This is a genomic window from Asanoa iriomotensis, from assembly GCF_016862515.1.
In the GTDB taxonomy this organism is placed as follows: domain Bacteria; phylum Actinomycetota; class Actinomycetes; order Mycobacteriales; family Micromonosporaceae; genus Asanoa; species Asanoa iriomotensis.
This window is the reverse complement of sequence record NZ_BONC01000044.1, coordinates 24911-50211: the sequence shown is the minus strand read 5'-3', so window position 1 is coordinate 50211 and position 25301 is coordinate 24911. Positions and strand designations below refer to the sequence as shown.

Here is a 25301-nt window from a genome sequence, read left to right as displayed (position 1 = left end):
TCGATCTTGATTTTTCGTTTTCGGGACAACAGGTTCACGTCAGCTCTCCTTATCCGGTCACCGGCGCGCCTGGGCGCGACCGGGGCCAGGTGACGTCGACCGGGGCGTACGGATCGGTGGCGCAGGTGAGCACTGCGGTGGCAGTGGGCCCGTCCAGCACGGCGGTCTGCGCGCCCAAAGCGGCCAGTGCGGTGGCGGCGTGATCGGCCCGGCGCAGGACTTCGGTGTCGCGGCCCTTGTCGGCCTTGGCCGTGACCGCGATCGTGACGGTGCGCCACAGCGGGTCGCGATGTTCGGCCAGCTGGTCGAGGAACTCGGCGTAGTCGTACGCGGCGTCGGCCAGCGCCGCGTTGCCGATGGTCGCGGCTAGGTCGGCGACCCGCTGCGCGTGGCTGGATAGGTCCACCCGTTGCGCGGAGATGACCAATTGCACCGGGCCGGAGAGCCCGTTGAGCCACCGCCCGTAGGCGCCGATCAGCGCCATCTGCTCATCGCCGGAGCGCAGGGCCAGGTTGACGGTGCTGGCTGCCACGAGAGCCACGGCCTGCTCGCCGGTGTCGATGACGCCGGCTTCGGAGACGGCCCGGGCGGGTAGCCGTAGCTGGGGCACCGCCATGCCCGGTCCCGGTGCCCACGCCGGCACCGGCTCGGCGGCAGCGGCGGCATGATGCTTGGGTGCACGTGACTGGCGGATTGCCGAGAGCAGCCAGAGGTCCAGGGCCAGCCCGTCGCGGCGACCCAGCGCGAGCACGATCGCCGCGCCGCCCAGCGGCACCATGATGGCGATCAGGATCGGCTGTGGCAGCAGCGGGCCCAGAATCTTGAACAGGCCGTAGGCGATCGCTACGGCGACCGCCACGATCGCCAGCTGGCGGGCGGTCAACCCATAGATGATCTTGTCGGGTTGGTCGACGTCGGCGGGAATTCGGGCGCGCGGTGCGGCTTCGGTGTCAGCGCGCATCTGCCGCACCCGCCTCGGCGGCGGCGGCCTTCAGCCGGCGGGTGTAGACGTCGACGCCGTCGGCGATCTCCTCGGCGGTGTAGGCGTAGATCGGGCGGCCGGTGGGCCAGGCGACCGCGACGATCGCGCGGTCGGGATCGATGTCGGTGTCCGCGGGTGCGGGTGCGGGTGCGGGTGCGGGTGCAACGATGTCGCGGTTCATGGACGGTTCCTTCCGGTTGCTGGGGTTGCGCCGCGGCTCTTGAGTCGGCGGGTATAGACGTCGACGCCTTCGGCGAGTTCGTCGGCGGTGTAGGGCTTGACCGGCCGGCCGGTCGGGTAGGCGGTGCCGACCACGCCGGGGCCGGCGCCGGTCGGTGGACGCGACGGCACCCGGGGTGGCGTGGGCGTCGACTTGCTCGCGGGCGTGGCCGACATGGAGCGGGAAATCGGGCGGGAACCGCCGCCGCGGGGTGTGGTTGTCGGCCACGGCGGGTCACCGCCGCCGCGTACGCCGCCCGACCCGCCGGAGCCGCGGCGGGCCGCACCGGCGCCGGCAGCCGCACGACCGCCGCTGGCGACGCGGCTCAGTCCGCGGGTCAACTGCTGGATGAGTACGACGCGCAGGATCGTTCCGGCCTGGCTGGGCGAGGACTTGGTGACGTAGCGGCGCATCATGCTCGGCACTCGGAGGATGGCCCACAGCAGGCACAGCACGATCAACAGATTCATGACCACGCCGGGGTCGCCGGGCATGCCCAGCGCGGGCAGATTGGCTTGTGGGCTGAGGAACACGGTCAGGGTGGTGTGCAGGGCGACCGCCTGGATGACGACGGTGCCCAGCGTGCCGAGTATCGTGCGCCACCACAGCTTCGCGGCGGGCTCGGTCTGCGGGGTTCCGTGCAGCGCCAGCGCGATCGGCGCGACACCGACGGCCACGATGAGCAGTCCCAATCGGATGATCCACTGCACGACGAGCATGCCGACCAAGATGGCGATGACCAGGCCGAGCAGGACCAGTAGGAAACCGCCCGGGTCGCTGCCGGTCTGGTTGGCCAGTGAACCGGTGACGACGGTGCGCATCTGCTGCATCGAGTTGGGCGAGGTGATGTCCTGGGAGGTCAATGCGCTGGTCAGAGCGTTGGCCAGACCGATGAGTTGAGCGCACAGCGGCATGGCAAGGTTGGCGCCGATTAGACCGATGACCAGCCGCGGGATCAGCTCGCCCGGGCCGTAGCGGCTTTGGATGGTGTCGCGGCCCATAACGAGGATGGCCATCCACAGGATCGCCAGGACGTAGACGGTGTTGACGATGGCCAGTGATGTGTTGGAAACGGCCTGGACCTGTGGCAGAACGGTCACGTCCGGGGAGACGAACACCGTTGCTGCCAGCAGGTTCCAGAGGATGTTGAGGCCGCCGACGATCATCTCGGCGCACCACTTGACGATGGTTTCGATCAGCTCGCCGGTGACCCACCCCATGGTTAGCCCCCGATCCAGCCCTTCACGATGGCGAGCAGGACGGGCGCGAGGACTGCGAGGGCGTAGCCGATCAGGGCCGACTTGAACGCGGACTTGGCCTTCTCTACCTCGGTCGGGTCCCCGCCCGCCGCGAGGTAGCGCAGACCGCCGATGGTGAGGAACAGGGTCGCGACACCGATGAGCAGGCCGACGATCCAGGTGGTGATGTTGGTGATGATCGTGGGCAGGTCGTTGGCCGCCAGGATCTGCGGCTCGGCCGCGTAGGCCGGAACAGCCACGGCCACCGCCGAGGCGGTGGCCGTGGTGATGACGAGCAGACGGGAAATGTTGCGTCGCAACATGGTGGGCACCTCCCGCCCCTTCTCGGGGCGATCGCTGGGATTGAGGTGCGCCACCGGGGATCGGGCGGGGCCGTGGGAGCTTGGCTCCTTCCGGCCGTTACGGGATCGGGTGCGAACACGGCCCGGTCAGGCCGGCGCCGCGACGATCCCCGGGGCGCGGACACCGACCGCCCTGCGGTTCGATGTCTTGCCCACCAAGGCCTTTTGTTGGGTGGCCAACGCGGCCTACGCCGCGGTTCGCGTAGCCAACAGCGACCCAACACGGGAAGAGTGAAGGCTGCTGTTGGGTCGCTGACGCCGCGGGCGCAGCGGCACGAAAGACAGTTCGCCGTCGCCAATCGCACGCTGCAGACGCTTTTCTGCCCGAGCCCGCCAATCCGATGCGGTCTGCGGTGAGATGCCGAGCTCGGCAGCGACTCGGACGAGGGTGTAGTCGTCCAGCCGGGTAGCGGCGATGAGCCGGGCCTCTTCGCGGTCGATGACCGCGGTTGCCACGGCTCGGGCCAACACGAGATCGGGGTGATCCCACGGCCGGATCGGAAGTACCGAGCCGGGCTCGCCGCTGCGGATCAGCATGGTGTCGGACTCGGCGTCGCGGATTTTCCGGGCGGCGCGGACGCCGGCATCGATGAGCCGGCCGCAGACCCGCGGCTCGCCGAGGTCGACGGTCGCCAAGCGCTCCATGAACCCGACCAGCAGTTCGGCGTCGAGGTCGTGTGTGTCGCCGTGCCAGCCCGCGGCCAGCAGTCCGGCTTGCCGGCGCAGCCCCGGCATGGCCATCCCGACCGCGGCGACGCGCCAGGCCGGGCCGTCGCGGCGGGCGCGGACGACGAGTTCCCGCCAGACCGCATCGCGCACCTGATGGCCGGTGCCGGCCACGAGCAGCGCTGTGCGCAGCTCGTCGAGGGGAATGATGCGGTCGGGCAGTCCCTCGAAGCCGCGTGCGTCGAACGGCACGTGGGTCGGCGCCTCGGACAGCATGGTGAATGCCTTCTCCGCCGCGTCCAGCGGTGTCGATGGCCAGGAAGAGGTAGTCACTGCGGAGCTCCCGAGTGGGCGGTGCGCCGACGGAATTCGGCGCGCGGACCGCTATTCAGGCAGGTCAGCCCAACACTGGCCGGATACGTCGACCCCGCCGCGGTGGTGTTGGCCGTGGTCACGGCCACCCAACGCCAGCACGGCATGACCGGCCGCGCGAGGTGCCGCCGGCAACTGCCGTCCAACAGCCGAGGTCAGCATGCTGTTGGGCCGTGTTGGCCGATGACCTCACGGAATGCCCGTGGATCCGGCGACCCGCAGCGGCGATGCGGACGCTCGGCTCGGTGATCCGTTCGGGATGCGGGCATACGGATAGAACTCGACCACGACGGATCTTGACGAGCTAGGACGGCCCTGGGGGCGTATGCGTGGAAGCCGGCGGCGACCGGCGATGCGCGGCGTGTGGCAACATCCCGGAGCGTGCGTCTGTGACTGTTGGGCGGAGACCCCGGCGTTGGACGAGGGCCAGCACTCGATGCTGTTGGTGTTGGGTGAGCGCACCCAACAGCTTTGGGTTGTTGGGTGGACTACGGTCGGTAGCCCATCGCCGTGTTGTGTTAGCTACCCAACAGCGGAGCCGCTGTTGGGTAGCGCCGGGCCAGGCGCAGGCGGCCGTACCCAACACGACGAGCCGCGGCCGACGCAGGGAGGTGCGGGGCAGCCCGTCGCCGGTCGATCCGTGCACGGCGACCGGGCGACGCGAACAGGAAGGCTGACAGCCCGGACTGAGTCACTGCACAATGAACGGCATGTCCGCCCGGGTGTATCGACACGACCACACCGCCCACATTCGGCACCGGCTGGCTCAGCTGGCCATTCACGGCGCGGTTGGCCTGTTCGTCGCGTTCTGTGCGGCGGGAGTGCTCGCCTTCCTGAACATCCAGGCCGACGACGGTCCCGGCTGGCTGATCGGGTTGACCTGGTACGCAGTCGGTGCCATCGCTGTCCTTGCGCTGCTGACGCTCGGCGTCGCGCTGGTCGGCTGGCTCGTGTATCGGCGGCGCCGGGCTCAACTAGACGCCGCCGGAGCAGAGGTTATCGGCGAGCTCTATGCGCGGATGGCGAACCGCCGCCGCAACGGTTCGCAGTGAGGCGGCCCGGGTGCCTCGTCGTCCGCCCAGGCTCGTGACCTGCGAGTGTGCGGCGTCCGCTCAACCAACGTGATCGGGCGCGTCGCAGAAATCCAAGTGGAACAGGTGCCCGGCGCGATGCTCGCGGTCGACGTGGCCGCCGGTACTGCCCGGCGAGCCGGTCGACGGCCAGGGGTAGAACCTCGCGCGGAGATCCCCCTGCACAGTGGGCACGCTGGTTCGCCCGGCGGCGGGCAGGACGACGGACAGGCCGGTCGCGGCCCGCACAATGACGCAGGCCTGCGGGTCGGCCACCTCCATCACCACATTCTCACCTTGTAGCGGCGAATCGATCGTGCTGCGCATCAGATACGCGTGCGCTGGTGCCGGCTCTGGCGCGTCCGGATGCAGCGAGGGCGCGATCAGGCGGGCGCCAGGCGACAACGCCCACTCGTAGCCGAGCGCCGCGAAGGCCAGCAGGAACCCGGCTTTGAAATCGGTACGCACGAACGGCGTCTCTTCGCGTACGAGGAAAAGTCGCAGCGTGCGGTGCGTCTGGACCCGGCGCCGGCCATACACCGCGCTGTTCATTCCGGGCAGGTCGAGGTCGAGTTCCGGAGCCTTGTCGTTGTGGCCGGCCGCGGCCTCATAGCTACGGCCAGGCAGGTTATTGCACGGCGCGCAGGTCAACACCGTGGTCGTAGCCGGGCCCATCGTGAACGTGCCCGCCTGGATCGGTGCGTGATCCTCACTGGCTTGGTCAGCGTCGACCACCTGGCCGCAACACGGGCAGATGAACCTCGTGATGGCTTTGAGCTGCGGAAACGCTCCTGGACAGGCCGGGCCGCCACGACGTGCGAGAACGTGGTGGGCAGCGTGAACCTGATGCATCAGCAGCTCATCGCGCCGCCGGTGGGGACGGTAGGTCACAGTCACCGGCCACACGTTACGGTCCCGGGCCATCAGACGGCCAAGGTTATGTTCCCGTTGGACGCGGGCCGACCTCTCGCACCAACAGTGGCCCGGGCTCTCACAAATCCCGCCGCCCGGGCGCCCGCGGACCACCGCGGTCGGAGCCCACCGTGTCGCCTCTACCCAACAGACCGACACGGTGGCTGTTGGGCGGTGCCCCGGAGCTGTTGGGTAGACCGACGCCGACGCGACCGGTCTGTTGGGTTGCCGCCTGCCGCGGCATTTTGCTGTTGGGTGGTTGCCCGCCCAACAGCGGTCCAGCTGTTGGGCGAACCACTACGCCAGGCTGATCTGTTGGGTAGCTGTTGACTGCGGGTGGCGGCCTCAACGCCGCGTAGACGACTCCCGCGACGCCTTAGTGAAGTGCGAACACGGCTCGTCGGCATGGGGGCAACCCGCCTATGGCTGCCCACGACCGCACCCTGCCTACCACGTCCACCGATCCGGCCGCGGCGCCGAAGCGCGTCGCCGCTCCTGACGACAAACACAAGCCGGCGCCGGTCATCGTCTGGCGTACCACCTCCGACGACACGGACGCGACAGGAGACTGCGGCATCAGCGACAGCCCGCTGACGCCGCGGCTGGCGCACCTCCTCGTCGCGATCTACAGCGACGTCCACGGCACCATCGTCGACCTCGACGCCGATGACGCCCTGCGCGACGCCGCCGAGACCGCCGGCCGCCGCTACCTTGCCGTCACCGACCTCGCTGAGCTGCCCACTTCGCCTGAGTCACCCCAGGCCACCACACTCATCGTGCTGCGCTGGCCCCGGCCGGCCGCCGATCCCAGCCAGGACGCGAACAACCTGCTCAGCGCCTGCCAGCAGCACCTCGCGACGGACGGTAGCGCCATCGTCGCCGTCACCGCCGCGGCCACTGGACAGCCCGGCACCCCGTACGCCGAGCACGAACAGTTCCTGTTGACCGCCGCGCAAGCCGCCGGGCTCCACCATCTGCACGACATCGTGCCGCTGCCCGCCATCGACGGCCGCGACACCTTCACCTACACGACCACCTCCGGCACCGCGCCAGACCACCACAGCCACGCCGACGCCATGCGACCGACTACCAGCACGACCTTAGTGATCTTCGGCCACCCCGGCCGGCGGCCATGACGCCTCCCGCCCGCCGCGACAGTGATCTCGCCGCCGGGCGTCAGGACAAGCCGTCGCGCCGTGTCGCCAACGACACAACGTCAGGCCATCGCGACAGAGACCTGTCGCGTGACGACACAGCCGACAGGCCGAACTCGTCGCCAAATGAGTCAAGTTACGCTGCCGCGCCGCCAGATCCCGCGCCGCTGCAGCGAACCGACTGGACGCCCGGCAACAACCAGCTGGTGCACCTCACGCTGACCCGGCCCGACACCACACCGATGACCCCCGAACAGCGCAGAGATGCCGTCGCTCTCCTCACGGCGATGATCTTGGACCATCTCCGCCAGGTCCGCGGTGCCGCGCTTCCGCCGACCGAGCCGTCAGCTGACTGACTCGATTTTCACGGGCCGCCGGGCTCTCCGCCCGGCGGCCCCCGACCCAAGGAGAAACGTCATGCAACACCGCCGCCCCACCCGCGGACGCCTCCGCGTCGCCACCTACATGCGCGTCGCCGACGCCGGGCTCACCAGCGACGAGTCGATACAGGAGCAGGCCGAACGCGTCCGCGCCGTCGCCGAATCCCTCGGCTGGCAACCCATCGCCGTCTTCGCCCCAGCCCGCACCACAACCCCGCACCGTCGCCTGCGCCGCAGGTAAACCCCACCCGAAGCGAAGGAGCCGTCATGCCACGACGCCGACGTCCGACTCGGGCCACCCCAGCGCTGCCCACCAGCGCCGTCAGGGTCGCTATCTACACCCGGCGCTCCACCGACGAGGAAAATCAGCCCTTCACCATCGAAGCTCAGACCTCGAAGCTGAAGTCCTATATCAAGTCCCAAGACGGCTGGACGCTCGTGCAGGAATACTCCGACGACGCCTCCGGCGCCAAGATCGACCGCCCGAACCTCAATCGAGCGCTCATGGCCGCCCGCGCTGGGCTGTATGACGTGCTGCTCGTGTACCGAGTTGACCGGTTCACCCGCCGCATCCGTGATCTCAGCGCCCTGCTCGAAGAGCTCGACGACGCCGCAGTGGTCTTCCGCTCCGCGACCGAGCCGTTCGACACCTCCACTCCCGCCGGGCGGATGCTCGTGCAGATGCTCGGTGTCTTCGCCGAGTTCGAACGCGAGATGATCATCGACCGGGTCGTCAACGGCATGGAACGCAAAGCCGGCAAAGGCCAGTGGACACTCGGCGTCGCACCGGAGGGCTACCTCACCGACCCCGACACGCAGCACCTCGTGCCGGTCGAAGCGGAGATGCCGACCATCCAAGAGATCTTCCGCATCTACACCCAGGACCGCGTCGGCTGCCGCATGGTGGCCAAAAAGATCAACGAACGCGGCATGCGGCGACGCAGCGGAGCCCTCTACAGCTTCAAGACGATCGCCGACATCCTCAGCAACCCCGTATATATAGGTACCGTTCTGTTCCGCGACGTCGAAGTCGAGAACGCCCACCCCGGCATCGTCGACCGCGAGACGTTCGACCTGGCCCAGCGCTTGCTCATCGAGCGCGGCGAAAACCCCGCCACCGCAGCCGGCGCCGCCTCGGAGTACCACCTCACCGGCAAGATCCGCTGCCCGCTGTGCGGGCGCACATACCTCGGCACCGTCGCCCATGGCCGTAGCCGCGCCTACCGCTACTACACCTGCTGGACCCGTAACCGCTACGGCACCGACCGCTGCCCCGCGCCTCGCATCGACGCCGACAGGTTCGACGCCATCGTCCTGGACGCTCTCAGCGACTTCTACATCAACAACACCGACATGATGATGGAGGCCGTCCGTGGCGCCCAAGACCACCACGAGGCGGTCCGCTCCAAGCTCGAAGCCGAGCTTGCGGCCATCCGTTCGAAGATGACTCAGAAAGAAAAGGCCATCGACCGATACATGACGGACTACGAGGAGGGGGCCATCAGCCGGGACGTGATCGAGCGGCGAATCAAGAAGCTGTCCGACGAACTAACGGACCTACGTCACAACCGCGACCAACTCCAGTTTGAGCTCGACAACACTCCCGATAAGATCACCAAGGCTGAGCTGGCGAGCATCAACACGAACATCACCAAGATCATCACCATGGGACACGTCGCCCAGCGCAAGGCCCTCTGCGAACTCGCCCTCGACAAGATCGAGATCAACACTGCGACGTCGACCGCCACACCCACCTTCCGGGTCGACATCGCCCATTCTCTCGACACCATCGGCGCCCCAAACAAAGAAAGCGCCCCGGCCGGATCTCCGGCCGGGGCGCACTCGCCCAGCTCGCAGGCGGTTCGCGAGCGTAGACCCACGGTGGGGCCGGCGGGGCTCGAACCCGCGACCGAGGGATTATGAGTCCCCTGCTCTAACCGGCTGAGCTACGGCCCCGTGCCGGCGGACCGGCGCCGGGATCGTATCCCGGCGGTGGCTGTTGCGACCACCGCAGGCGCGTGCGACCCGCCGGGCGCGTGCGAGGGTTGGGGGCATGGTTGATCGAAAAGCGCCTGATCCCGCGGTGGGTGCGGTGCTGCGGTTCGCGGTCGAGATCGTCGCGTGGGTGGCCGCGCCGTGGGCCTTGTGGGGCTGGTCGCCATGGGTGGCCGTCGCTGCCGTGGTGGTGTTGGTCGGGTTGCCCACCGTGTTCGCCACGCCGGGTGACAAGGCCAATGTGATCGTGCCTGTGTCCGGGCTCGGGACCATCCTGCTCACCTTGCTGCAGTTCGTGACCGCGGTCGTCGCCGCCGCGTTCGCCTGGAACCGGTGGGTCGCGGTCGCTGTCGCCGTGCTCGTCGTCGCCGCGATCGTCGCTCAAGGGCCGCGGTGGCGGTGGCTGTGGCACGCCAGGCTGGTCCGATGACAGACGAACTCATACGCCGGCAGGGCCGGCTCGCCTCCGGCCTCGCCGTGCTCTTCGAGGGGGACCGCCAGCGGCACAGAAGCGCCGCCTAGATGGCGCCGACCGACCTCCGCCCCCTGACAAACGCGGCAGCCGGGTCGGCCGTGCCAAGGCGCGGGTGCGTGACACCCGCGCCTAGGCAGGGAATGGTTGCGCGGCCCCGAAAGACTGCGGGCCGTCGGGCCAGCCGGGACGCGTCGTCCGGAAGAACATGGGCATGGGAAAGACGCCTCCCCTCGCGGAAGAAAAGAAAATGAGCATGGCGAATAGCGCCTCGCCTGATGAAAGGCGTGCGCGGGGTCGGGAAACGTGAGCGGAAACGCGAAAGCCGCCTGCCCCGGGCGTCGGGACAGGCGGCGTTTTAGCTGTTCAGCAGCCTATCCGAAGCAACACCCGGCACAGCAGTCGTCCACTCGCGTCAGCGCCACGTTTGTCGGCGGGCCGCAGCATGGTGTCGTCCTGTCCGTTGGTTGGTCGATGGTTTCCGGTTACCTGAATAAATGTAGATCCAGAAATGGCGCCCGGCAATGAATTTAATCGCGCCGGGCGCGGTCCAGGACCTCTTCGGCGGTGAGTGGGCTCGACGGGTGGTGGCTCAGGCACAGCGGCGCCCGCAGCTTGCCGAACTCCGCGCCGTCCACGGCCGCGTAGAAATGGCCCGGCCGCAGCCGCGCCACGTCCGGGATGTCGCTGCCCTTCGCCCGCGCCATCTCCTTCGCCGCGGCGATCTGGGTCGGGCTGTTGAGCAGGCCGAACAGCTGCGTCGCGGCGTTGCCGGGTATCCGGTTGTGCAGGCCCTTCGGCGCCTGCGTCGCGAACACCAGGCCCAGCCCGTACTTGCGCGCCTGCGACGCCAGCGCCAGCGTGCTCTGCGTGCACGCGGTCATCGCGCCCGACGGTGCCAAGGTCTGGGCCTCGTCCATCACGAACAGGCCGCCGAGCGGTCGGTCGCCGGCGGGGTTCTGCTTGATCCAGGCGAACAGCGCGAGCTGCAACTGGTTGACGAAGCTCTGCCGCTGCCCGTCGTCGGGCAGGCCGACGAAGCTGATCACCGAGACCCGCGCCCGGTGGCCCGGTGCCGGCCGGAACAGCTCGCCCGGGTCGAGCGGCTCGCCCTCGCCGCCGAACAGCGGGTCGCTGACCATCGTCGCCCGCAGCAGTTGGGCGATGTCGTTGGCGATCTTGGGGGCGTTGTCGAGCTGGCTGGCCCGGCGGGGCAGCCGGGTCAGATAGGCCACGAACTCGCGCAGGTCGCCGCCGCCTTCCCGGGCGTACGCGGTGAGCGCCTCCCGCAGCACCGCGTTGCCGATGCGGGCCTTGGCGGTGCCGCCGTCGACGTTGGCCCGCGGCGCGAGCGAGGCCACCGCGGCGTCGACACCGGCGGCGAACGCGTCCTCGTCGTCGGCCACCGACGCGAGATCGGGCAGCGGCCGGAAGCTCAACGGCCGCCCGGCCGATCGCCGCGGCGTCCAGACGACGACATCGGTGCCACGGTGGTACGCGGCCGCCCGCGCCGACTCGGCCTGGTCCCAGTGTGCCGGCGGCTCGGGCCACGGGTCACCGAGCCGCGCCAGGTCGTTGTTGGGGTCCAGCACGATCGAGGACACGCCGCGCAGCGCGCATTCCTCCACCAGCCGCCGGATCAGCACGGTCTTCCCGGACCCGGAACCCGCGAAGATCGCCGCATGCCGCCGCAACGCGGCCAACCCGACGTCGACCGGCTGTCCATCATGGACCGAAACGCCAAGGGTCACGGACCCAGGATCGAACCCCGGCCGTGGTACGCCCTCAGCACGCTCCCCCTCGGCCGCCGGAGCGGGCCGGAGCACGCGGACAACCGCGCCACCTGCGTCAGCCGCGGCCACCTCAGCGGGGACGTGCGGCGGCACCGGATCAGGCGGGCCGTCCGGCGCCGGCACACTCGCCTCACCGACCGGTGCGTCGGCCCCGGACAGCGCCGCCACCAGGAACGTGATCTCGTCCGTCGGACGGCGGGCGACGAACCACGGTCGCAGGGTCTCGTACCCCCGCTCCCGGATCAGCTCTCGCAACGCGACCAGCGCGGCCACGTCGCTCTCCGGGAACGGCAGCGTCTGCCCGCCGGCCCGCGCGAACGTCTCGACCACCTCGGTGGTGCGGGCGCCGCCGGACCAGGGCTCGTTGCGCAGGAAGAACAGCTTGCGTTTGGCGACGCCCTCCGTGAGGCCGGCGGCCGTGCTGGCGTTGCGGATCCTGTTGAGGGCCGCGACGGGATGCCGGGACCCGATCGCCCGGAACGCCCAGTGTTCCTCGTCCTCCGTGCGCTCGTCGAGGCTGCGCCGCAGCCGCCCGTGCAGCGCGGGTTTGGTCCCCGGATGAGGGTCCAGACCGTAGAGCGAGCCGTCTCGCGAGGCGATCCAGGCCGTGAGGCCCGCCTCCAGCAGGGCGGGCACGACCGTGTCCTCGGTCGCCGCGTCCAGGGCCGGCGCCGGGTCCGCCTCGGCGCGCAACGCCGCGTACCGCGCGTCGAGAGCCGCCAGCTCACCGTCGGCCGGCCGCTCCGCCGCCTCCGGGGCCGGCCCGGCCGAGTTGGTGTGCACCAACCGGTGCATCTCCGAGACGGTGTCGGCGCGCAGGCACGCACGGACGTGGGTGTCGATCGTCCGCAGCAGTTCGCGCGGCGTGAACTGGACCGCCTCCGCGAACGCGGACGGCCGCACCGGCCACGTCGGGTGCGGCGGGGTGAAGCCCTGGTCGGCGAACGGTGCCGCGAAGCGGCGGGCGATCAGCTCCCGGCCCAGCTCGGCGCTGCCGATCTGGCGCAGCTGCACCGCTTCCCGGAAGCGGTCCTGGACCGTGTCGGTGGCCTGGGTCTTGACCAGGTGCCACGACTCGTCGAGGCAGGCGACCACCGACAGCGTGCGCCGGGTGGTCTCGCGCAGCGACATCAGGCCGCCCGCGATCTGCTCCAGCAGCAGCGCCGCCCGCCACTCGAGCCGGGTCTCGCCGTCGAGCGACTTGGCCGCCTGGTTGATCAGCAGGTCGATCTGGTCCACCGCGATCACGGTCGGCCCGGTCAGCGCCAGCAGGCGCGAGACGTCCCGGACGATCTCCTGTGCGGACCGCCGCGCCCGGCGCATCCCCCACGCCGCCCGCTCGCCCGGCTCGAGCTCGTCGTTGGCACACAGGAACTCGTGGCCCACGTCCTGGTCGCTGGTCTTCTCCGCGGCTTCCAGCACGAGTGCCCGGGCGGTGTCCTGGCAGTCGACGCCGACCTGCCGGTTGTGCTTGCGCAGCAGGTCGACGAACGCGTCCAGGATCGGCCTGGTCAGCTCGGACTCGCCGGTGACCGCCCGGCGGACCGCGCGTGGCGCGCCGACCAGGTCGGCCAGGCGGCGCAGGAACGTGCGTAGCTGACTGTCCTGCTCGGCCGTCTCCCGGTTGAGGCCATCGAGCACACTCTGCGCGACGCTGCGCCAGAACGCGCTGGCGTCCAGCAGGCTGACCAGGAAGAAGTAGCCGCCGGCGGCCTGGGTGTGCGCGCGTACCGAGCCGAGCAGGTGGGTCTTGCCACTCCCCCGCTGGCCGAGCAGCGCGACGCCGACCGGGCTCGAGTCGCTGGTGTGCTGCGCCTCCTCGAAGCTGTCGAGGATCACCCGCAGCGCGTCCTGGTGCAGCCCCTCGACGTGGAAGGTCGGCTGCCGCCAGACGTCGTCGGGCGTCGGTGCCCAGTTGAACCGGAGTGCCTTCAGCGCCCGCCGCTCGACCTCGTCCATGTCACCCACTCAGACGCCGATGGCGATCAGATGCCTGTCCTGGTTGCCGATGCGGACGGCCGCGTCGCGCTGCGCCGCCGTCAACGTCTTCTGGTTGGACTCCGGGACGATCCGCACGTCGGGGGCGCTGCTCAGCACGACGAGGGCGACGTCGACATCGGACCGGTCCGCGCCGGCCAGTCGCGGGCGCAGCGCCGCGAGCGACACCAGCTCACCGGGCCGCATCGCGATCTCCGCGTACGCCTTGCGAACCCAGGCGTCGAGGTCCGGCTGTTCGGCCGGCGCGAAGAAGTCGGACGCGGCCAGGTCGGCCCGGTCCAGGAAGCCCTGCAGCCGATTCAGCACTGTGTAAAGTGCCGCACCGCCCGCGCCGGCACCCTTCGGCGGTGACGCGCCCAACTGCGCGATCGCCTCGGCCCACCCCGCCTCCGTCAGCTCGAGGCTGACCCCTCGGCCGACCTGCCGGGTCGTGATCCAACCCCGGCGGACCAGGCGTTCCCGGTAGTCCTTCTTCAGCGCCAGCCCGCGCTCGGCGAGCCGGGCGTTGGGCACCTCCCGGGCCTCGGCCATCAGCACGATCAGCATGCAGCGCATGGCGAAGGTGACGTCGTCGGGCATGCCGATGCTCCTCTGGCGGGAAAGGGCGGGCGATGGCCGATTCTGCCGAGCCGTCCGACGTACAAGCAAGGTCGTCCACCGGATTTCCGATATCCGACACCACTGTCGTGTGTGGATCTCCATTCGGCCTGCCCGAAAGCCCCGCCGCGGCGGCCGTTCGGACGAGCCGATGTTGCCCGCGGGCGGCGCGGGCGGGCACCATAGCGAAAACCCCCGAGGAGAGGGCCCATGAGGTTCGCGCCGCCGAGCTTCCCGTGGGTCGTGGCGATCCACTCGTCGGCGGACAGCCCGACGCCGGTCGGCGCCGGCGTGGTCGTCGCCCGACACCGCGTGCTGACCTGCGCGCCGGTGGTCCGCCCGGCCTCCCGGGCGCTCGACGAGATCTGGGTCGCCTTCCCGGCGGCGGGTTCCCGGCGTGGGCGGGTCCGCCAGGTGGTCCAGGGCAGCGACCCCGACGTCGCCCTGCTCGCGCTCGACGAGCCGGCACCCGACCCCGTGCGGCCCGCCCGGGTGCGGCTCGCGCCGCTGGCCAAGCTGGCGGGTCGACCGTGGTGGTCGTTCGGCTTCCCGGACCACGACCCGGCCGGCCGGCCGGCGCACGGCACCCTTGGCGACCCGCTCGACACCGGCCAGGTCAGGCTGGTCGGCGACGGGCTGGCACCCGGCTACGCGGGCGCGCCCCTGTGGTCCCCCGACTACGAGGCCGTGATCGGGCTGGTCGCACAGGCGGCCGCCACCGGGCACTCCGGCGGCGACGGCCGCGCCGCGGGGCTCACCGACGCCCTGCCGGAGCTGAAGCTCGGCGCGCTGGCCGACTGGCGGCTCGACGCGGCGGGCGGGCCGGCCCAGACCGCGTGGGGCTGGACCCGCGACGACCAGGCCTTCCGCGGCCGGGCGGCGGTGCTGCGCGTCATCGGTGACTGGCTCGACCGGGCCGGCCCCGACGGCCGCCTGCTCGTCGTCACCGGCTCCCCCGGCGTCGGCAAGTCAGGCGTGCTGGGCCGGGTCGTGACCAGCGCGGCGCAAACGCTCGACTCCGGCGACCCCGCCGCGCCCGGCAGCGTCGCCTGCGCGGTGCACGCGGGCGGGAAGGACGCCCTGGCGGTGGCCACCGAGATCGCCGTCGCCGCCTCGGCCGCGCTGCCGACCGCGCCCGGCGACCTGCTGCCCCACCTGCGCGAGCGGCTCGCGACCCGGCCGGCCCGGTTCAACCTCGTGGTCGACGCGCTCGACGAGGCGGTACGGCCCCGCGAGGTGATCGAGACCGTGCTTGTGCCGCTGGCCCGGCAGGGCGAGCTGCTCGGTGTGCGGGTCGTCGCCGGCACCGGGTCGGACCTGCTCTCCGCGTTCGGCGACCAGGCGCACGTCGTCGACCTCGACGCGGCGGAGCACGTCAACATCTCCGACCTGGCCGGGCACGCGCTGGCGACGCTGAGCCGGGAGGCTGCCGGGCGCGGCGACAACCCGTACGCCGACCCCGCCCGCGCCGAACCGGTCGCCCGCCGGATCGCCACCCTGGCCGGCGGCAACTTCCTCGTCGCGGGCCTGGTCGCCGGCGCGCACGGGCGCAACGACGCCGAGGCCGTCGACCCGCATCGGGTGGCCTCCACGGCGACCGTGGCCGAGGCGCTCGAGGCGTACCTCCTCGGCGTCTCCCCCGCCGGCGCCACCTCGGCGCGGCTGGCGCTGACCGCGCTCGCGTTCGCCGAGCCGCCGGGTCTGCCGCTGCCGCTGTGGCGGGTGGCGATCGAGGCGCTCGGTGGCCGGGTGACCGACGACGACCTGGCCGCCTTCGCCGAAGGCACCGGCTTCCTGGTCGACTCCGGGCCGCCGGGCGTGCACCGGCTGCGCCACCGCGCGCTCGCCGACGCCCTGCTGGCGGTGCGGCCAAGCCGGGCCGACGACGAGCGCGACCTGCTCTATTCCTGGATCCGCTACGGGCACGCCACCGGCTGGGCCACCGCACCGGACTACCTGTTGCGCGCCCTGCCCCGGCACGGCATCCGCGCCGGGCTGGTCGACACGCTGCTCAACGACGACGCGTACGTGCTCAACACCGACCTCACCGCCCTGCTGGCCGCCGCCGGGGAGCCCGAGACCAGGGAGGGCCAGGCCCGGGTCGCGCTGCTGCGCCGGACGCCGCGGGCGACCCACGCGCTGCCGGCCGAGCGGGCGGCGCTGTTCTCGGTCGTCGACCGGATCGACCGGCTGGGCGCCGCTCCGCAGGCCGAGGAGGCCGCCTACCGGGCCCGCTGGGCGCACACCCCGCCCCGGCTGGAGCGGACCGTCCTCGAAGGACATTCCGACGCGGTGTACGACGTGTGCGCGGTGCCGATGGCCGGCCGCGACTTCCTCGCCTCCGCGGGCGCGGACGGCACCGTCCGGCTCTGGGACCCGCTGACCGGCCGGGTCGAGCGGGTGCTGGCCGGCGACCCGGGCGGCATCCGGGGGCTCTGGGCGGTGCCGGCCGAGGGTGGCACGCTGCTCGCCACCGCCGGCGACGACGGCACGATCGGCGTCTGGGACGCCGGCACGGGCGCGCGCCTGCGTACCCTGGCCGGTCATTCCGACTGGGTCCGCAACCTCTGCGCGGTGCCGGTTCCCGGCGGCCCGACGCTGCTGGCCTCGGCCGGCGACGACCGCACCGTCCGGATCTGGAACCCTGCGGACGGGACGCTCGCGCACACCCTGACGGGCTTCGGCGGCTGGGTCACCGCGGTCACCCACCTGCCGGTCGGCGAGCACGGCCTGGTCGCGGCGACCGGCTTCGACGGCGTGATCGCGCTGTTCGACCCGGTGACCGGCGCGTGCACCGGCGCGGTCGTCGCGCACGACGGCTGGGCGACCACGCTCTGCGCGGTGCGCGCCGGCGGCGGCGTGGCGCTCGCGTCGGCCGGCTACGACGGTGTCGTCCGGCTCTGGAACCCGCTCAGCGGCGCCCCGCTCGGCGCGATCGACCCGGGGGCCGGGCCGCTGACCGACCTGTGCACGGTCGAGGTCGACGGCACGGTGCTGCTCACCGCCACCGACGAGAGCGGTGTGCTGCATCTGTGGGAGGCCCGCGGCGGCACGGCGCGGCCGAGCCTGCGTGGCGACGTGAGCTGGATCCGGGCCGTCTGCGCGCTGCGGGTGCGCGACCGCGACCTGCTCGCCACCGCCGGCGACGACGGCACGGTGCGACTCTGGGACCCGGTCACCCGGCAGCCCGAGTCGGTGCTCGACGGCGGCCGGCCGGGCCCGGTGGTTGACGTGCGGGCCGTGCCCTGGCGCGGCGGCACCGCGGTGGCGTCGACCGGCACCGACGGCGTCGTGCGGATCTGGGACGCGGCCGGCGGGGCGCGGCTGGCCGAGCTGCCCGTGCGGGACGGCGCCGTCGCCGCGGTCTGCGCGGTGCCGGACGCCGACCGGCCGCTGCTGGCCGTCGCCGGCGACGACCACGTGGTGCGGCTCTACGACCTGCGGGACGGCTCGGCCGGTTTCGAGCTGGCAGACCACCACGAGCGGGTCAACGCGGTCTGTCCGGTCGCGGCCGGCGGTCTGCTGCTGCTCGCCACCGGAGCCGACGACGCCACGGTGCGGCTCTGGAACCCGCACGACGGTTCGGCCTACGGCGTGCTGCTCGGCCATCGCAGCTGGGTGACCGCGCTGACCACGGTGCGGCTCGGCGGCCGGGAGCTGCTCGCCTCGGGCGACAAGGACGGCACGGTCCGACTCTGGGACCTCGACGGGGGTACGCGCTGGCAGCAGCTCGCGCACACGGACGCGGTCGACGCGCTCGGCACGGTCCGCATCGACGACCGGCAGCTGCTGGTCTCGGGCGGCGCGGACGGCACGGTCCGGCTCTGGCACCCGGCGGACGGCCGGCCGCACCACGTGCTCGGCGGGCACACGGCCGCGGTGACGGGCGTGTGCGCGGTGCCCGTTGGCGGCGGCCGCGAGCTGGTCGCCTCGGCGAGCCTGGACCGGACGGTGCGGATCTGGGACCCGGTGACGGGCCGGCGCGTACGCGCGATCCCCGTGCACCACCGCGCACTGTCCTGTGCGTACACGGCGGGGATCCTGGTCGTCGGTCTTGACCGCGGTTTGCTGGGTCTGGCGGTTTAGGGTTTCGACACAGACCCTAAAAGCGCTCGGCCAGGAACTCCTCGAAGGTGACGCCGCCGTTGGCCTGGTCCGGGGCCAGGTTGGCGCCCGCGCGGAAGCTGGAGAAGACCCGGCCCGGCAGGGCGAGGTTGACCACGCGGCGGCGCCGGCGGGCCGCGCCGAGGTAGGCCTTCGCCAGCGAGTGTCCCGAACGGATCTCCGGGCCGCCGATGTCCGGCACCCGTTCCCGCGGCCCGGCGTCGACGTGCTGGACCAGGCGGTCCGCGACGTCGTGCACGTCGACCGGCTGGAAGTCGCAGGTCGGCGCGAACATCAGCGGCAGCCGTCGCTGCGCGTGGAACACCCGCATGATCAGGCTGTGGAACTGGGTCGCCCGCTGGATCGTGTACGGCAGCCCGGACGTCTCGATCAACCGCTCGCACTCGGCCTTGGCGGCGTAGTACGCGAGCGGGATCCGGTCCACGCCGACGATCGAGGTGAAGATCATGTGCGGACCTCGCGGCTGTGTGGCGGCGATCAGCCGCGAGCACGCCTCGGCGTCGCCGCGCGGCGCGGTGGCCAGGTGGAGGATCGTGTCGACCCCTTCCACCGCGGCCGGCACGCCCTCGCCGGTGCGCAGGTCGCCGCGGACCGAATGACCCGGCTGCGGGCGCCGGCTGAGCACCCGCACCTCGTGCCCCGCCTCCCGCAGCTTCTCGCACACCACCCGCCCGAGATTTCCGGTTCCCCCGGTGACCAGAACATCCCCCATAAGCGAATTGTCTACCAGAAATCGGCGAACCGACCCCGCACCGTGAGGTGCGCCACCGGCTGTCAGCCGGTGAGTCCGCCGAGCGGTCCCGTCCACGGGATGGTCGGCGGTGTCAAACGCCCGGTCGCCAGAGTGGTCGATCGGGTTGACCAATGCCGATCTCGACGGCGCGCCGGAAGACTGGCGCGATGTCCTACCCTCCCCAGCCCGCGGCACCGAACTGGTTCGCGCGGCTCTCCCCGCGGCGCCGGGTCGGCGTGCTGCTGGGTGCGGCGCTGCTGCTCTGCTGCGGTGGCGCGGCCGGGTTCGTGGCACTGCTGCCCGGCCCCGAGCAGTCGGCCGGGCGCAGGACGGCCCTGGTCGAGCCGGCCGGCCCGGCGTCCGCCGCCGACGGCCCGCACGCCGCGCCCGCACCGGCGACAGCCGTCCCGACGACCGTGCGGCCGAACCCGACTCCGACCCCGACCTCGGCCGTCGCCGCGACCACTGCCCCGAGCAAGGCCGCTACCCAGGCCGCGCCGAAGCCGGTCAGCTACGCCAACTGCGCCGCGGTAAGGGCCGCCGGCAAGGCACCCCTGCGCCGCGGCCAGCCGGGCTACCGCACCGCCCTGGACGCCGACCGCGACGGCGTCGCCTGCGAGAGCGCGACCCGGGCCAACGGCGGCGACGCACCCAACCCGCCGCCGAAACCCAAGGTCAGCAGGGCCACCGATCCGAGGTTCGGCACGTGCAAGGAGGCCAAGGCGAACGGCTACGGCCCGTACACGCGCGGCGAGCCCGAGTACGACTGGTATCGCGATGCGGACAACGACGGGAAGGTCTGCGAATAGGGTCGAAGGGAGCGAAACCGACCGGAAGGAGCATGGCCATGGAGCTGACGTTGACCACGTTCCTTTCGGTCGACGGGGTCATGCAGGGGCCGGGCAGCCCGACCGAGGACACCACCGGTGGCTTCGCGCGCGGCGGCTGGATGGTCCCGTACCTCGACGAGGACACCAACGTCTTCATGCACGACGTGCTGAACCGGGCGGAGGCGCTGCTGCTCGGCCGCCGGACCTACGAGATCTGGGCCGCGTACTGGCCGCGGATGGCCCATCCGGTCGCCGGCCGGTTCAACGGGCTGCACAAGTACGTGGCCACCCGCACGCTGACGGTGACCGACTGGGAGCCGGCCACGCTGCTCCTCGACGACATCGCCGAGGCGGTGGTGGCGCTCAAGGAGCAGCCGGGCGGCGAGCTGCAGGTGCACGGCAGCGGCGAGCTGGCCCGCCACCTGATGTCGCACGACCTGTTCGACGCGTACCGGCTGCTGACCCTGCCCGTCGTGGTCGGCGACGGCGCCCGGCTCTTCGACGTCATGGGGCTGCCGACCGGGCTGGACCTGGTGCACACCAGCGGCACCGACGCCGGCATGGTGATCAACGTCTACCGGCCGACGGGCCGCGCCAGCTACGGCACGCTCGACCTCAGGGACTGAGTCAGGGCCGGCAGGGCGGTGCCGAGCGGTGCGTCGATCCTGACGGTCGCGTACGCGTCGCCCCTGGTCGGCCCCTGGTTGACGATCGCCACCGGTATCCCGAGCTTCGCCGCCCGCAGCACGAACCGGCGCCCCGACATCACCGTCAACGACGAGCCCAGCACGAGCAGCGCCCGGGCGGCGCCGACCGCGGCGAAGCACCGGTCGACCCGCTCCGCCGGCACGCTCTCGCCGAAGAAGACCACGTCGGGCTTGAGGACGCCGGCCCGGCAGCGGGCGCAGTCGACCGGCCGGAAGACGGCGACGTCCGCGTCGGCGAGGTCGACGTCGCCGTCGGGGTTGACGGCCGCGGCCAGCGCGGCGAACGTCGGGTTGGCTACCCGCAGCCGGCTGTCCAGCTCGGCGCGGCGCGTGGTCTGGCCGCAGTCGAGGCAGACGACCCGGTCGATGTTGCCGTGCAGCTCGACCACGTCGCGGGCGCCGGCAGCCTGGTGCAGGCCGTCGACGTTCTGGGTGAGCACCGCCGAGACCAGCCCGGCCCGCTGCAGGTCGGCGACCGCGCGGTGGCCGGCGTTGGGCTCGGCCCGGCCGATAACCCGCCAGCCCACGTGGCTGCGCGCCCAGTAGCGCTGGCGGGCGGCGGCGTCACGGGTGAACGTCTGGTAGGTCATCGGCGCGAACTTCCGCGCCGCCCCGGTGGGGCCGCGATAGTCGGGAATGCCGGATTCGGTGGACAGGCCGGCACCGCTCAACACGGCGACGCCACCGCCGGCCACCAACTCGGCCAGCGCGGACAACGGGTCAGGCACCCGTCCATGGTGCCTGATCGTCACCGCGGGGCGAACGCGCAGAACTCGTTGCCGCCGGGGTCGGTCATGATCCACCAGGAGATGTCGGCGTCGGGCTCGCGGAGCACCTGGGCGCCGGCCGCGACCAGGTCACTGGGGTCGGGCGCGGTGAGGGTGACGTCCCAGTGCATCCGGTTCTTGACGGTCTTGCGCTCGGGCACGGAGTCGAAGACCCAGTACTCCCATGGGAAGCCGGCCGCGCCGACCACCGACGCGGCCGCGCCGCCGCCGGTCTCCACCAGGCCGCCACCGCGACCGGGTCGGCGGAGTCGACCACGAGCTCGTAGATCTCGACGGAGGCCGTAGCCCCGGGACGGGGCGGGAACGCGCAGAACAGGTTGCCGTCCGGGTCGGCCAGCACCCACCAGCCGATCTCCGCGTCGGGGCGGCGCAGCAGGGTCGCGCCGGCGGCGACCAGCGACGCCGGGTCGGGGGTGGGCAGCCGCAGGTCGAGGTGGACGCGGGTCTTCCCGGTGCGCGGCTCGGGCACCGGGTTGACCCAGAGACTCCAGTCACCGGGCATCAGGTGGTCGACCCGCGGCGGCTTGCCGGGATCCTCGGCGAGCGTGCCGCCGAGCGCGGCGGCCCAGAACCGGGCCAGCCGCGGCGCGTCGACGGAGTCCAGGCAGATGTCGCGCAGCGCAGCGATCGTCACGGCGGCCAGTGTCCCCCGGCCCGCTTTGCTCTGCATCCATATACGCACCACCCCCGGCGCCGGGCGGTGCGTATGTGGATGCAGAGCAAAGCAACGCCAGACTTGCGGTAATCGTCCGGATACGGTGGTCAGATGGCGAATGCGATCATCGCCGAGCGGCTGGGCAAGACCTACGGCTCCGTGGCCGCCGTGGTCGACCTGGACCTCGCCGTGCCCGAGGGCACCGTCCTCGGGCTGCTCGGCCCGAACGGCGCCGGCAAGACCACGACCGTGCGCATGCTGACCACGTTGATCATTCCGACCTCCGGGCAGTGCGAGGTCGGCGGCATCGACGTGATCGCGCACCCCAACCAGGTGCGCCGGATCATCGGCGTCTCCGGGCAGTACGCGGCCGTCGACGACTACCTGACCGGCTACGAGAACCTCGAGATGGTCGGCCGGCTCTACCACCTGGGCAAGCGGAAGGCCCGGAAGCGGGCCAAGGAACTGCTGGAGCAGTTCGAGCTCACGGACGCCGCGAACCGGCCCGCGAAGACCTACTCCGGTGGCATGCGGCGGCGGCTCGACCTCGCCGGTGCGCTGGTCGTACAACCTCCGGTGATCTTCCTGGACGAGCCGACCACGGGGCTCGACCCGCGCAGCCGGCTCGGCATGTGGGGCGTGATCAGCGACCTGGTCAAGGCCGGTTCGACGCTGCTGCTGACGACGCAGTACCTCGAGGAGGCCGACCGGCTCTGCGACGACATCGTGGTGATGGACCACGGCCGGGCCATCGCGCAGGGCACGGCGGCACAGCTCAAGGCGCAGATGGGCGGCGAGCGGCTGGCGGTCGCGGTCAGTGAGCGCGACGAGTTGGGTCCCGCGGCCGACGTGCTGCGGTCGGTCGGCATCGGCGAGCCCGAGGTCGACGACCAGGCGCGCGAGGTCAGCGTGCCCATCGACCGCGGCACGGCGGCGCTGGTCGAGGCCGTGCGCAAGCTGGACGCCGCCGACGTCACCCCGACCAACCTGGAGATCCGCAAGCCGACGCTGGACGACGTGTTCCTCACGCTGACCGGCCAGCCGGCGGAGGAGCAGGAGATCGGGGGTACGCCGTGACCATGGTGCTCGAGGCCGCCAACGACGGCTGGGTCGTCACCAAACGCAACCTGCTCAAGATCAAGCGGGTGCCGGACCTGGTGATCTTCTCGACCATCCAGCCGATCATGTTCGTGCTGCTGTTCGCGTACGTGTTCGGTGGCGCGATCGCCACGCCGGGCGTGAACTACCGCGAGTTCCTGATCCCCGGCATCTTCGTGCAGACGGTCGCGTTCGGCGCCGGCGTCACCGCCATCGGGCTCGCCGACGACCTGCAGAAGGGCATCGTCGACCGGTTCCGCTCGCTGCCGATGTCGCGCGGCGCGGTGCTGTTCGGGCGCACCTCGTCCGACCTGATCAACAACGTGTTCACCGTGATCGTCATGTCGGTCACGGGCGTGATCGTCGGTTGGCGGATCAACGACGGCTTCCTCCGCGGCGTCGCCGGCTACGCCATCCTGTTCCTGTTCGCGTACGCGATGAGCTGGATCTCGGCCGTGATCGGGCTGTCGGTGAAGTCCGTCGAAGTGGCACAGAGCGCGGGCTTCATCTGGATGTTCCCGCTGACCTTCCTGTCGAACGCGTTCGTGCCGACCTCGTCGCTGCCGCCGGTGCTGAGACCCGTGGCCGAGTGGAACCCGATCTCCTCGGTGGTGCTCGCCCTGCGCGACCTGTGGGGCAACGCACCGGCCGGCGTGGCACGCGGCACCGGCTTCCCGGCCGAGCACCCGATCGGGCTGGCGATCGGCTGGTGCCTGCTGATCCTGGCGATCTTCGTGCCGATGTCGATCGCCCGCTACCGCCGCGCCGCCAGCCGCTGAGGCGGGCACGAAAACCCGTCGCGCGAGGCCCGCGGCCGGGCGCAGGATCACCGCGTGGTCTTCCTGGAAACCGCCCGGCTGCGGCTGCGCGACCTCGGCGACGGCGACGCCCACGACCTGTTCGCGCTCCACGACGACCCCGAGGTCATGCGGTTCATCAACGGGGGCAAACCGGCCAGCCGCGACGCCATCGTGCGCCGGACGCTGCCGAAGATGACCAGGGGCTTTCCGGCGTACGGCGGTGGGCGCGCCTGCTGGGCCGCCGAGGAGCGCGCCTCCGGGCGGTTCGTGGGCTGGTTCGCGCTGCCGCCGCTCGATCCCGACCGGCCCGACGTCGCCGATCTCGGCTACCGGCTGCGCCGCGACGCGTGGGGCCTGGGCTATGCCACCGAAGGCGCCCGGGCGCTGGTCGACAAGGGATTCCGCGACCTCGGCATCGGCCGGATCATCGCCGACACGATGACCGTCAACACCGGGTCGCGGCGGGTGCTCGAGAAGGTCGGGCTGACCTTCGTGCGCACGTTCACCGGCGAGTGGCCCGACGTGATCGAGGGCTCGGAGCACGGCGACGTCGAGTACGCGCTCACCCGGGATGCCTGGGCCGCGGCGCGGGGCTAGGGTCTCGGCCATGGACCGACCGTTCCTGCGCCCCAACGGGATGGTGCTCGGCGCTCCCGACCCCCGGCGGCTCGCCGACTTCTACGAACGCCTGCTCGGCTGGCCCCGCGGCGCGGACGAGCCCGAGTGGGTCACGCTCAAGCCGCCCGGCGGCGGCATCGGGCTGTCCTTCCATCTCGAGACCGACCACGTGCCGCCCGTCTGGCCTTCCCGTGCCGGCGAGCAGCAGATCCAGGTGCACCTCGACGTCGAGGTGCGCGACCTGGCGACGGGGGTCGCCTGGGCCGAGCAGCAGGGCGCCGCGCTCGCCGCGTTCCAGCCGCAGGACGACGTCCGAGTCATGATCGACCCGGTCGGACACCCGTTCTGCCTCTGGGTGGCCGGCTAGAGCTCGGCCCAGACGACTTTGCCGGTCTGGCCGGTGCGGGTCAGTGTGCCCCAGCCGCGGGCGACCGCGGCGACGATGGACAGGCCCCGGCCGCCCACCTGGGACGGGTCCGGCGCCCGCACCGTCGGCTGTTCGCCGCTGCCGTCGATGACCTCGATCCGCAGCCCGTCGGCGCACCGCCGGACCACGAGTTCCCCACCAGCCCCGGTGTGCGCGACCGCGTTCTGGACCAACTCCGTCGTCACCAGCAACGCGTCGTCGGTCAGGTGCACGAGCTTCCAGCGTTCGAGCGCCGCGCGCACGGCCCGGCGGACCGCCGCCGCGTTGGCGGCGCGGCCGAAGGGCAAGCGCAAGGCGTCCACGGGGCTC

Annotated in this window: 24 protein-coding genes, 1 tRNA gene and 2 pseudogenes; 12 read left to right on the top strand and 15 right to left on the bottom strand. The window is 71.7% G+C overall.

Translation table 11 applies throughout. From position 1 onward, the window contains the following. Positions 1-49: 49 nt before the first annotated feature. The 5 genes from Air01nite_RS26910 to Air01nite_RS26890 all read right to left on the bottom strand — a co-directional run bounded on the left by Air01nite_RS26910 (position 50) and on the right by Air01nite_RS26890 (position 3801). Entirely contained in the window at positions 50-961 is a 912-nt protein-coding gene (locus tag Air01nite_RS26910; protein ID WP_203706105.1) for a PrgI family protein, read from the bottom strand. After that, on the bottom strand, positions 951-1163 hold the full coding sequence (locus Air01nite_RS26905) for a hypothetical protein (RefSeq protein ID WP_203706104.1): 213 nt from the start codon (positions 1161-1163) through the stop codon (positions 951-953). The genes Air01nite_RS26910 and Air01nite_RS26905 overlap by 11 nt, the downstream gene beginning before the upstream one ends. Then, the gene (locus tag Air01nite_RS26900; RefSeq protein ID WP_344387255.1) at positions 1160-2422 is read right to left on the bottom strand and encodes a TrbL/VirB6 family protein; all 1263 of its coding nucleotides are present in this window, start codon (positions 2420-2422) and stop codon (positions 1160-1162) included. The genes Air01nite_RS26905 and Air01nite_RS26900 overlap by 4 nt, the downstream gene beginning before the upstream one ends. A 2-nt stretch (positions 2423-2424) precedes the next feature. Further along, positions 2425-2763, bottom strand: coding sequence for a pilin (locus tag Air01nite_RS26895; protein WP_203706102.1), 339 nt, complete (start codon positions 2761-2763; stop codon positions 2425-2427). 225 nt (positions 2764-2988) lie between these two features. Then, complete coding sequence (locus Air01nite_RS26890; protein WP_203706101.1) at positions 2989-3801, bottom strand: sigma-70 RNA polymerase sigma factor region 4 domain-containing protein; 813 nt, start codon at positions 3799-3801, stop codon at positions 2989-2991. A 749-nt stretch (positions 3802-4550) separates the two neighbouring features. Here Air01nite_RS26890 and Air01nite_RS26885 point away from each other — a divergent pair. Then, the gene (locus Air01nite_RS26885; protein WP_203706100.1) at positions 4551-4892 is read left to right on the top strand and encodes a hypothetical protein; all 342 of its coding nucleotides are present in this window, start codon (positions 4551-4553) and stop codon (positions 4890-4892) included. A gap of 60 nt (positions 4893-4952) precedes the next feature. On the opposite strand, the gene Air01nite_RS26880 is transcribed toward Air01nite_RS26885, so the two are convergent. After that, positions 4953-5807 carry a hypothetical protein gene (locus Air01nite_RS26880; RefSeq protein WP_203706099.1) on the bottom strand — a complete coding sequence of 285 codons (855 nt, stop codon included), beginning with the start codon at positions 5805-5807 and terminating at the stop codon, positions 4953-4955. A gap of 437 nt (positions 5808-6244) precedes the next feature. On the opposite strand from Air01nite_RS26880, the gene Air01nite_RS26875 reads away from it, so the two are divergent. From Air01nite_RS26875 to Air01nite_RS41985, 3 genes and pseudogenes are all read left to right on the top strand, one after another. Then, positions 6245-6958, top strand: coding sequence for a hypothetical protein (locus Air01nite_RS26875; RefSeq protein WP_203706098.1), 714 nt, complete (start codon positions 6245-6247; stop codon positions 6956-6958). Beyond that, a complete protein-coding gene (locus Air01nite_RS26870; RefSeq protein ID WP_203706097.1) occupies positions 6955-7332 on the top strand; it encodes a hypothetical protein in 378 nt (125 codons plus the stop codon). Before Air01nite_RS26875 ends, Air01nite_RS26870 begins: the two co-directional genes overlap by 4 nt. 291 nt (positions 7333-7623) lie before the next feature. After that, positions 7624-8622: pseudogene (locus tag Air01nite_RS41985) on the top strand (recombinase family protein); the annotation flags it as partial. A gap of 291 nt (positions 8623-8913) precedes the next feature. Here Air01nite_RS41985 and Air01nite_RS41325 read toward each other — a convergent pair. Beyond that, positions 8914-9132 carry a hypothetical protein gene (locus Air01nite_RS41325; RefSeq protein ID WP_239090992.1) on the bottom strand — a complete coding sequence of 73 codons (219 nt, stop codon included), beginning with the start codon at positions 9130-9132 and terminating at the stop codon, positions 8914-8916. A gap of 106 nt (positions 9133-9238) precedes the next feature. Next, positions 9239-9312 (bottom strand) — tRNA-Ile (locus tag Air01nite_RS26855). A 97-nt stretch (positions 9313-9409) separates the two neighbouring features. On the opposite strand from Air01nite_RS26855, the gene Air01nite_RS26850 reads away from it, so the two are divergent. After that, positions 9410-9781 (top strand): hypothetical protein, encoded by a 372-nt coding sequence (locus Air01nite_RS26850; protein ID WP_203706096.1) that lies wholly within the window; start codon positions 9410-9412, stop codon positions 9779-9781. Between the two features lie 572 nt (positions 9782-10353). Here the strand turns inward: Air01nite_RS26850 and Air01nite_RS26845 are convergent. Both Air01nite_RS26845 and Air01nite_RS26840 read right to left on the bottom strand, forming a co-directional pair. After that, positions 10354-13575 (bottom strand): ATP-binding protein, encoded by a 3222-nt coding sequence (locus tag Air01nite_RS26845; RefSeq protein WP_203706095.1) that lies wholly within the window; start codon positions 13573-13575, stop codon positions 10354-10356. 9 nt (positions 13576-13584) lie between these two features. Further along, positions 13585-14193, bottom strand: a complete 609-nt coding sequence (locus Air01nite_RS26840) for a hypothetical protein (protein ID WP_203706094.1) — start codon at positions 14191-14193, stop codon at positions 13585-13587. Between the two features lie 228 nt (positions 14194-14421). Between Air01nite_RS26840 and Air01nite_RS26835 the strand changes: the two genes are divergently transcribed. Next, entirely contained in the window at positions 14422-18297 is a 3876-nt protein-coding gene (locus tag Air01nite_RS26835; RefSeq protein ID WP_203706093.1) for a trypsin-like peptidase domain-containing protein, read from the top strand. A 16-nt stretch (positions 18298-18313) separates the two neighbouring features. Here the strand turns inward: Air01nite_RS26835 and Air01nite_RS26830 are convergent, their stop codons facing one another. Continuing rightward, positions 18314-19048, bottom strand: coding sequence for an SDR family oxidoreductase (locus tag Air01nite_RS26830; RefSeq protein ID WP_203706092.1), 735 nt, complete (start codon positions 19046-19048; stop codon positions 18314-18316). A 188-nt stretch (positions 19049-19236) separates the two neighbouring features. Here Air01nite_RS26830 and Air01nite_RS26825 point away from each other — a divergent pair, with 188 nt between their 5' ends. Both Air01nite_RS26825 and Air01nite_RS26820 read left to right on the top strand, forming a co-directional pair. Continuing rightward, on the top strand, positions 19237-19878 hold the full coding sequence (locus tag Air01nite_RS26825; protein ID WP_239090991.1) for an excalibur calcium-binding domain-containing protein: 642 nt from the start codon (positions 19237-19239) through the stop codon (positions 19876-19878). A gap of 38 nt (positions 19879-19916) precedes the next feature. Next, complete coding sequence (locus Air01nite_RS26820; protein WP_203706090.1) at positions 19917-20525, top strand: dihydrofolate reductase family protein; 609 nt, start codon at positions 19917-19919, stop codon at positions 20523-20525. Here the strand turns inward: Air01nite_RS26820 and Air01nite_RS26815 are convergent. From Air01nite_RS26815 to Air01nite_RS41980, 3 genes and pseudogenes are all read right to left on the bottom strand, one after another. Further along, positions 20498-21334: an NAD-dependent protein deacetylase gene (locus Air01nite_RS26815; protein WP_203706089.1), complete on the bottom strand. Its 837-nt coding sequence runs from the start codon at positions 21332-21334 to the stop codon at positions 20498-20500. The genes Air01nite_RS26820 and Air01nite_RS26815 overlap by 28 nt on opposite strands. 20 nt (positions 21335-21354) lie before the next feature. After that, positions 21355-21612, bottom strand: a complete 258-nt coding sequence (locus Air01nite_RS41320) for a VOC family protein (protein WP_239090990.1) — start codon at positions 21610-21612, stop codon at positions 21355-21357. Between the two features lie 305 nt (positions 21613-21917). Then, positions 21918-22064, bottom strand: a pseudogene (locus Air01nite_RS41980) (VOC family protein); the annotation flags it as partial. A gap of 96 nt (positions 22065-22160) precedes the next feature. Here Air01nite_RS41980 and Air01nite_RS26805 point away from each other — a divergent pair. From Air01nite_RS26805 to Air01nite_RS26790, 4 genes are read left to right on the top strand one after another with little or no spacing between them, the layout of a single operon-like run. Next, positions 22161-23126: an ATP-binding cassette domain-containing protein gene (locus Air01nite_RS26805; protein WP_203706087.1), complete on the top strand. Its 966-nt coding sequence runs from the start codon at positions 22161-22163 to the stop codon at positions 23124-23126. A 2-nt stretch (positions 23127-23128) separates the two neighbouring features. Next, the gene (locus Air01nite_RS26800; RefSeq protein WP_239090989.1) at positions 23129-23926 is read left to right on the top strand and encodes an ABC transporter permease; all 798 of its coding nucleotides are present in this window, start codon (positions 23129-23131) and stop codon (positions 23924-23926) included. Positions 23927-23980: 54 nt separating this feature from the next. Further along, positions 23981-24544, top strand: a complete 564-nt coding sequence (locus Air01nite_RS26795) for a GNAT family N-acetyltransferase (RefSeq protein ID WP_203706085.1) — start codon at positions 23981-23983, stop codon at positions 24542-24544. 10 nt (positions 24545-24554) lie between these two features. Further along, complete coding sequence (locus Air01nite_RS26790) at positions 24555-24932, top strand: VOC family protein (protein ID WP_203706084.1); 378 nt, start codon at positions 24555-24557, stop codon at positions 24930-24932. On the opposite strand, the gene Air01nite_RS26785 is transcribed toward Air01nite_RS26790, so the two are convergent. Further along, entirely contained in the window at positions 24929-25294 is a 366-nt protein-coding gene (locus tag Air01nite_RS26785) for an ATP-binding protein (protein ID WP_203706083.1), read from the bottom strand. The two genes, Air01nite_RS26790 and Air01nite_RS26785, sit on opposite strands and share 4 nt — an antisense overlap. Between the last annotated feature and the right edge of the window lie 7 nt (positions 25295-25301).

Bases quoted from the DNA above. Each gene is read 5' to 3' on its own strand.
- Air01nite_RS26910 (WP_203706105.1), bottom strand. From the start codon at position 961: ATGCGCGCTGACACCGAAGCCGCACCGCGCGCCCGAATTCCCGCCGAC.
- Air01nite_RS26905 (WP_203706104.1), bottom strand. From the start codon at position 1,163: ATGAACCGCGACATCGTTGCACCCGCACCCGCACCCGCACCCGCACCC.
- Air01nite_RS26900 (WP_344387255.1), bottom strand. From the start codon at position 2,422: ATGGGGTGGGTCACCGGCGAGCTGATCGAAACCATCGTCAAGTGGTGC.
- Air01nite_RS26895 (WP_203706102.1), bottom strand. From the start codon at position 2,763: ATGTTGCGACGCAACATTTCCCGTCTGCTCGTCATCACCACGGCCACC.
- Air01nite_RS26885 (WP_203706100.1), top strand. From the start codon at position 4,551: ATGTCCGCCCGGGTGTATCGACACGACCACACCGCCCACATTCGGCAC.
- Air01nite_RS26875 (WP_203706098.1), top strand. From the start codon at position 6,245: ATGGCTGCCCACGACCGCACCCTGCCTACCACGTCCACCGATCCGGCC.
- Air01nite_RS26870 (WP_203706097.1), top strand. From the start codon at position 6,955: ATGACGCCTCCCGCCCGCCGCGACAGTGATCTCGCCGCCGGGCGTCAG.
- Air01nite_RS41325 (WP_239090992.1), bottom strand. From the start codon at position 9,132: ATGGGCGATGTCGACCCGGAAGGTGGGTGTGGCGGTCGACGTCGCAGT.
- Air01nite_RS26850 (WP_203706096.1), top strand. From the start codon at position 9,410: ATGGTTGATCGAAAAGCGCCTGATCCCGCGGTGGGTGCGGTGCTGCGG.
- Air01nite_RS26845 (WP_203706095.1), bottom strand. From the start codon at position 13,575: ATGGACGAGGTCGAGCGGCGGGCGCTGAAGGCACTCCGGTTCAACTGG.
- Air01nite_RS26840 (WP_203706094.1), bottom strand. From the start codon at position 14,193: ATGCCCGACGACGTCACCTTCGCCATGCGCTGCATGCTGATCGTGCTG.
- Air01nite_RS26835 (WP_203706093.1), top strand. From the start codon at position 14,422: ATGAGGTTCGCGCCGCCGAGCTTCCCGTGGGTCGTGGCGATCCACTCG.
- Air01nite_RS26830 (WP_203706092.1), bottom strand. From the start codon at position 19,048: ATGGGGGATGTTCTGGTCACCGGGGGAACCGGAAATCTCGGGCGGGTG.
- Air01nite_RS26825 (WP_239090991.1), top strand. From the start codon at position 19,237: ATGTCCTACCCTCCCCAGCCCGCGGCACCGAACTGGTTCGCGCGGCTC.
- Air01nite_RS26820 (WP_203706090.1), top strand. From the start codon at position 19,917: ATGGAGCTGACGTTGACCACGTTCCTTTCGGTCGACGGGGTCATGCAG.
- Air01nite_RS26805 (WP_203706087.1), top strand. From the start codon at position 22,161: ATGGCGAATGCGATCATCGCCGAGCGGCTGGGCAAGACCTACGGCTCC.
- Air01nite_RS26800 (WP_239090989.1), top strand. From the start codon at position 23,129: ATGGTGCTCGAGGCCGCCAACGACGGCTGGGTCGTCACCAAACGCAAC.
- Air01nite_RS26790 (WP_203706084.1), top strand. From the start codon at position 24,555: ATGGACCGACCGTTCCTGCGCCCCAACGGGATGGTGCTCGGCGCTCCC.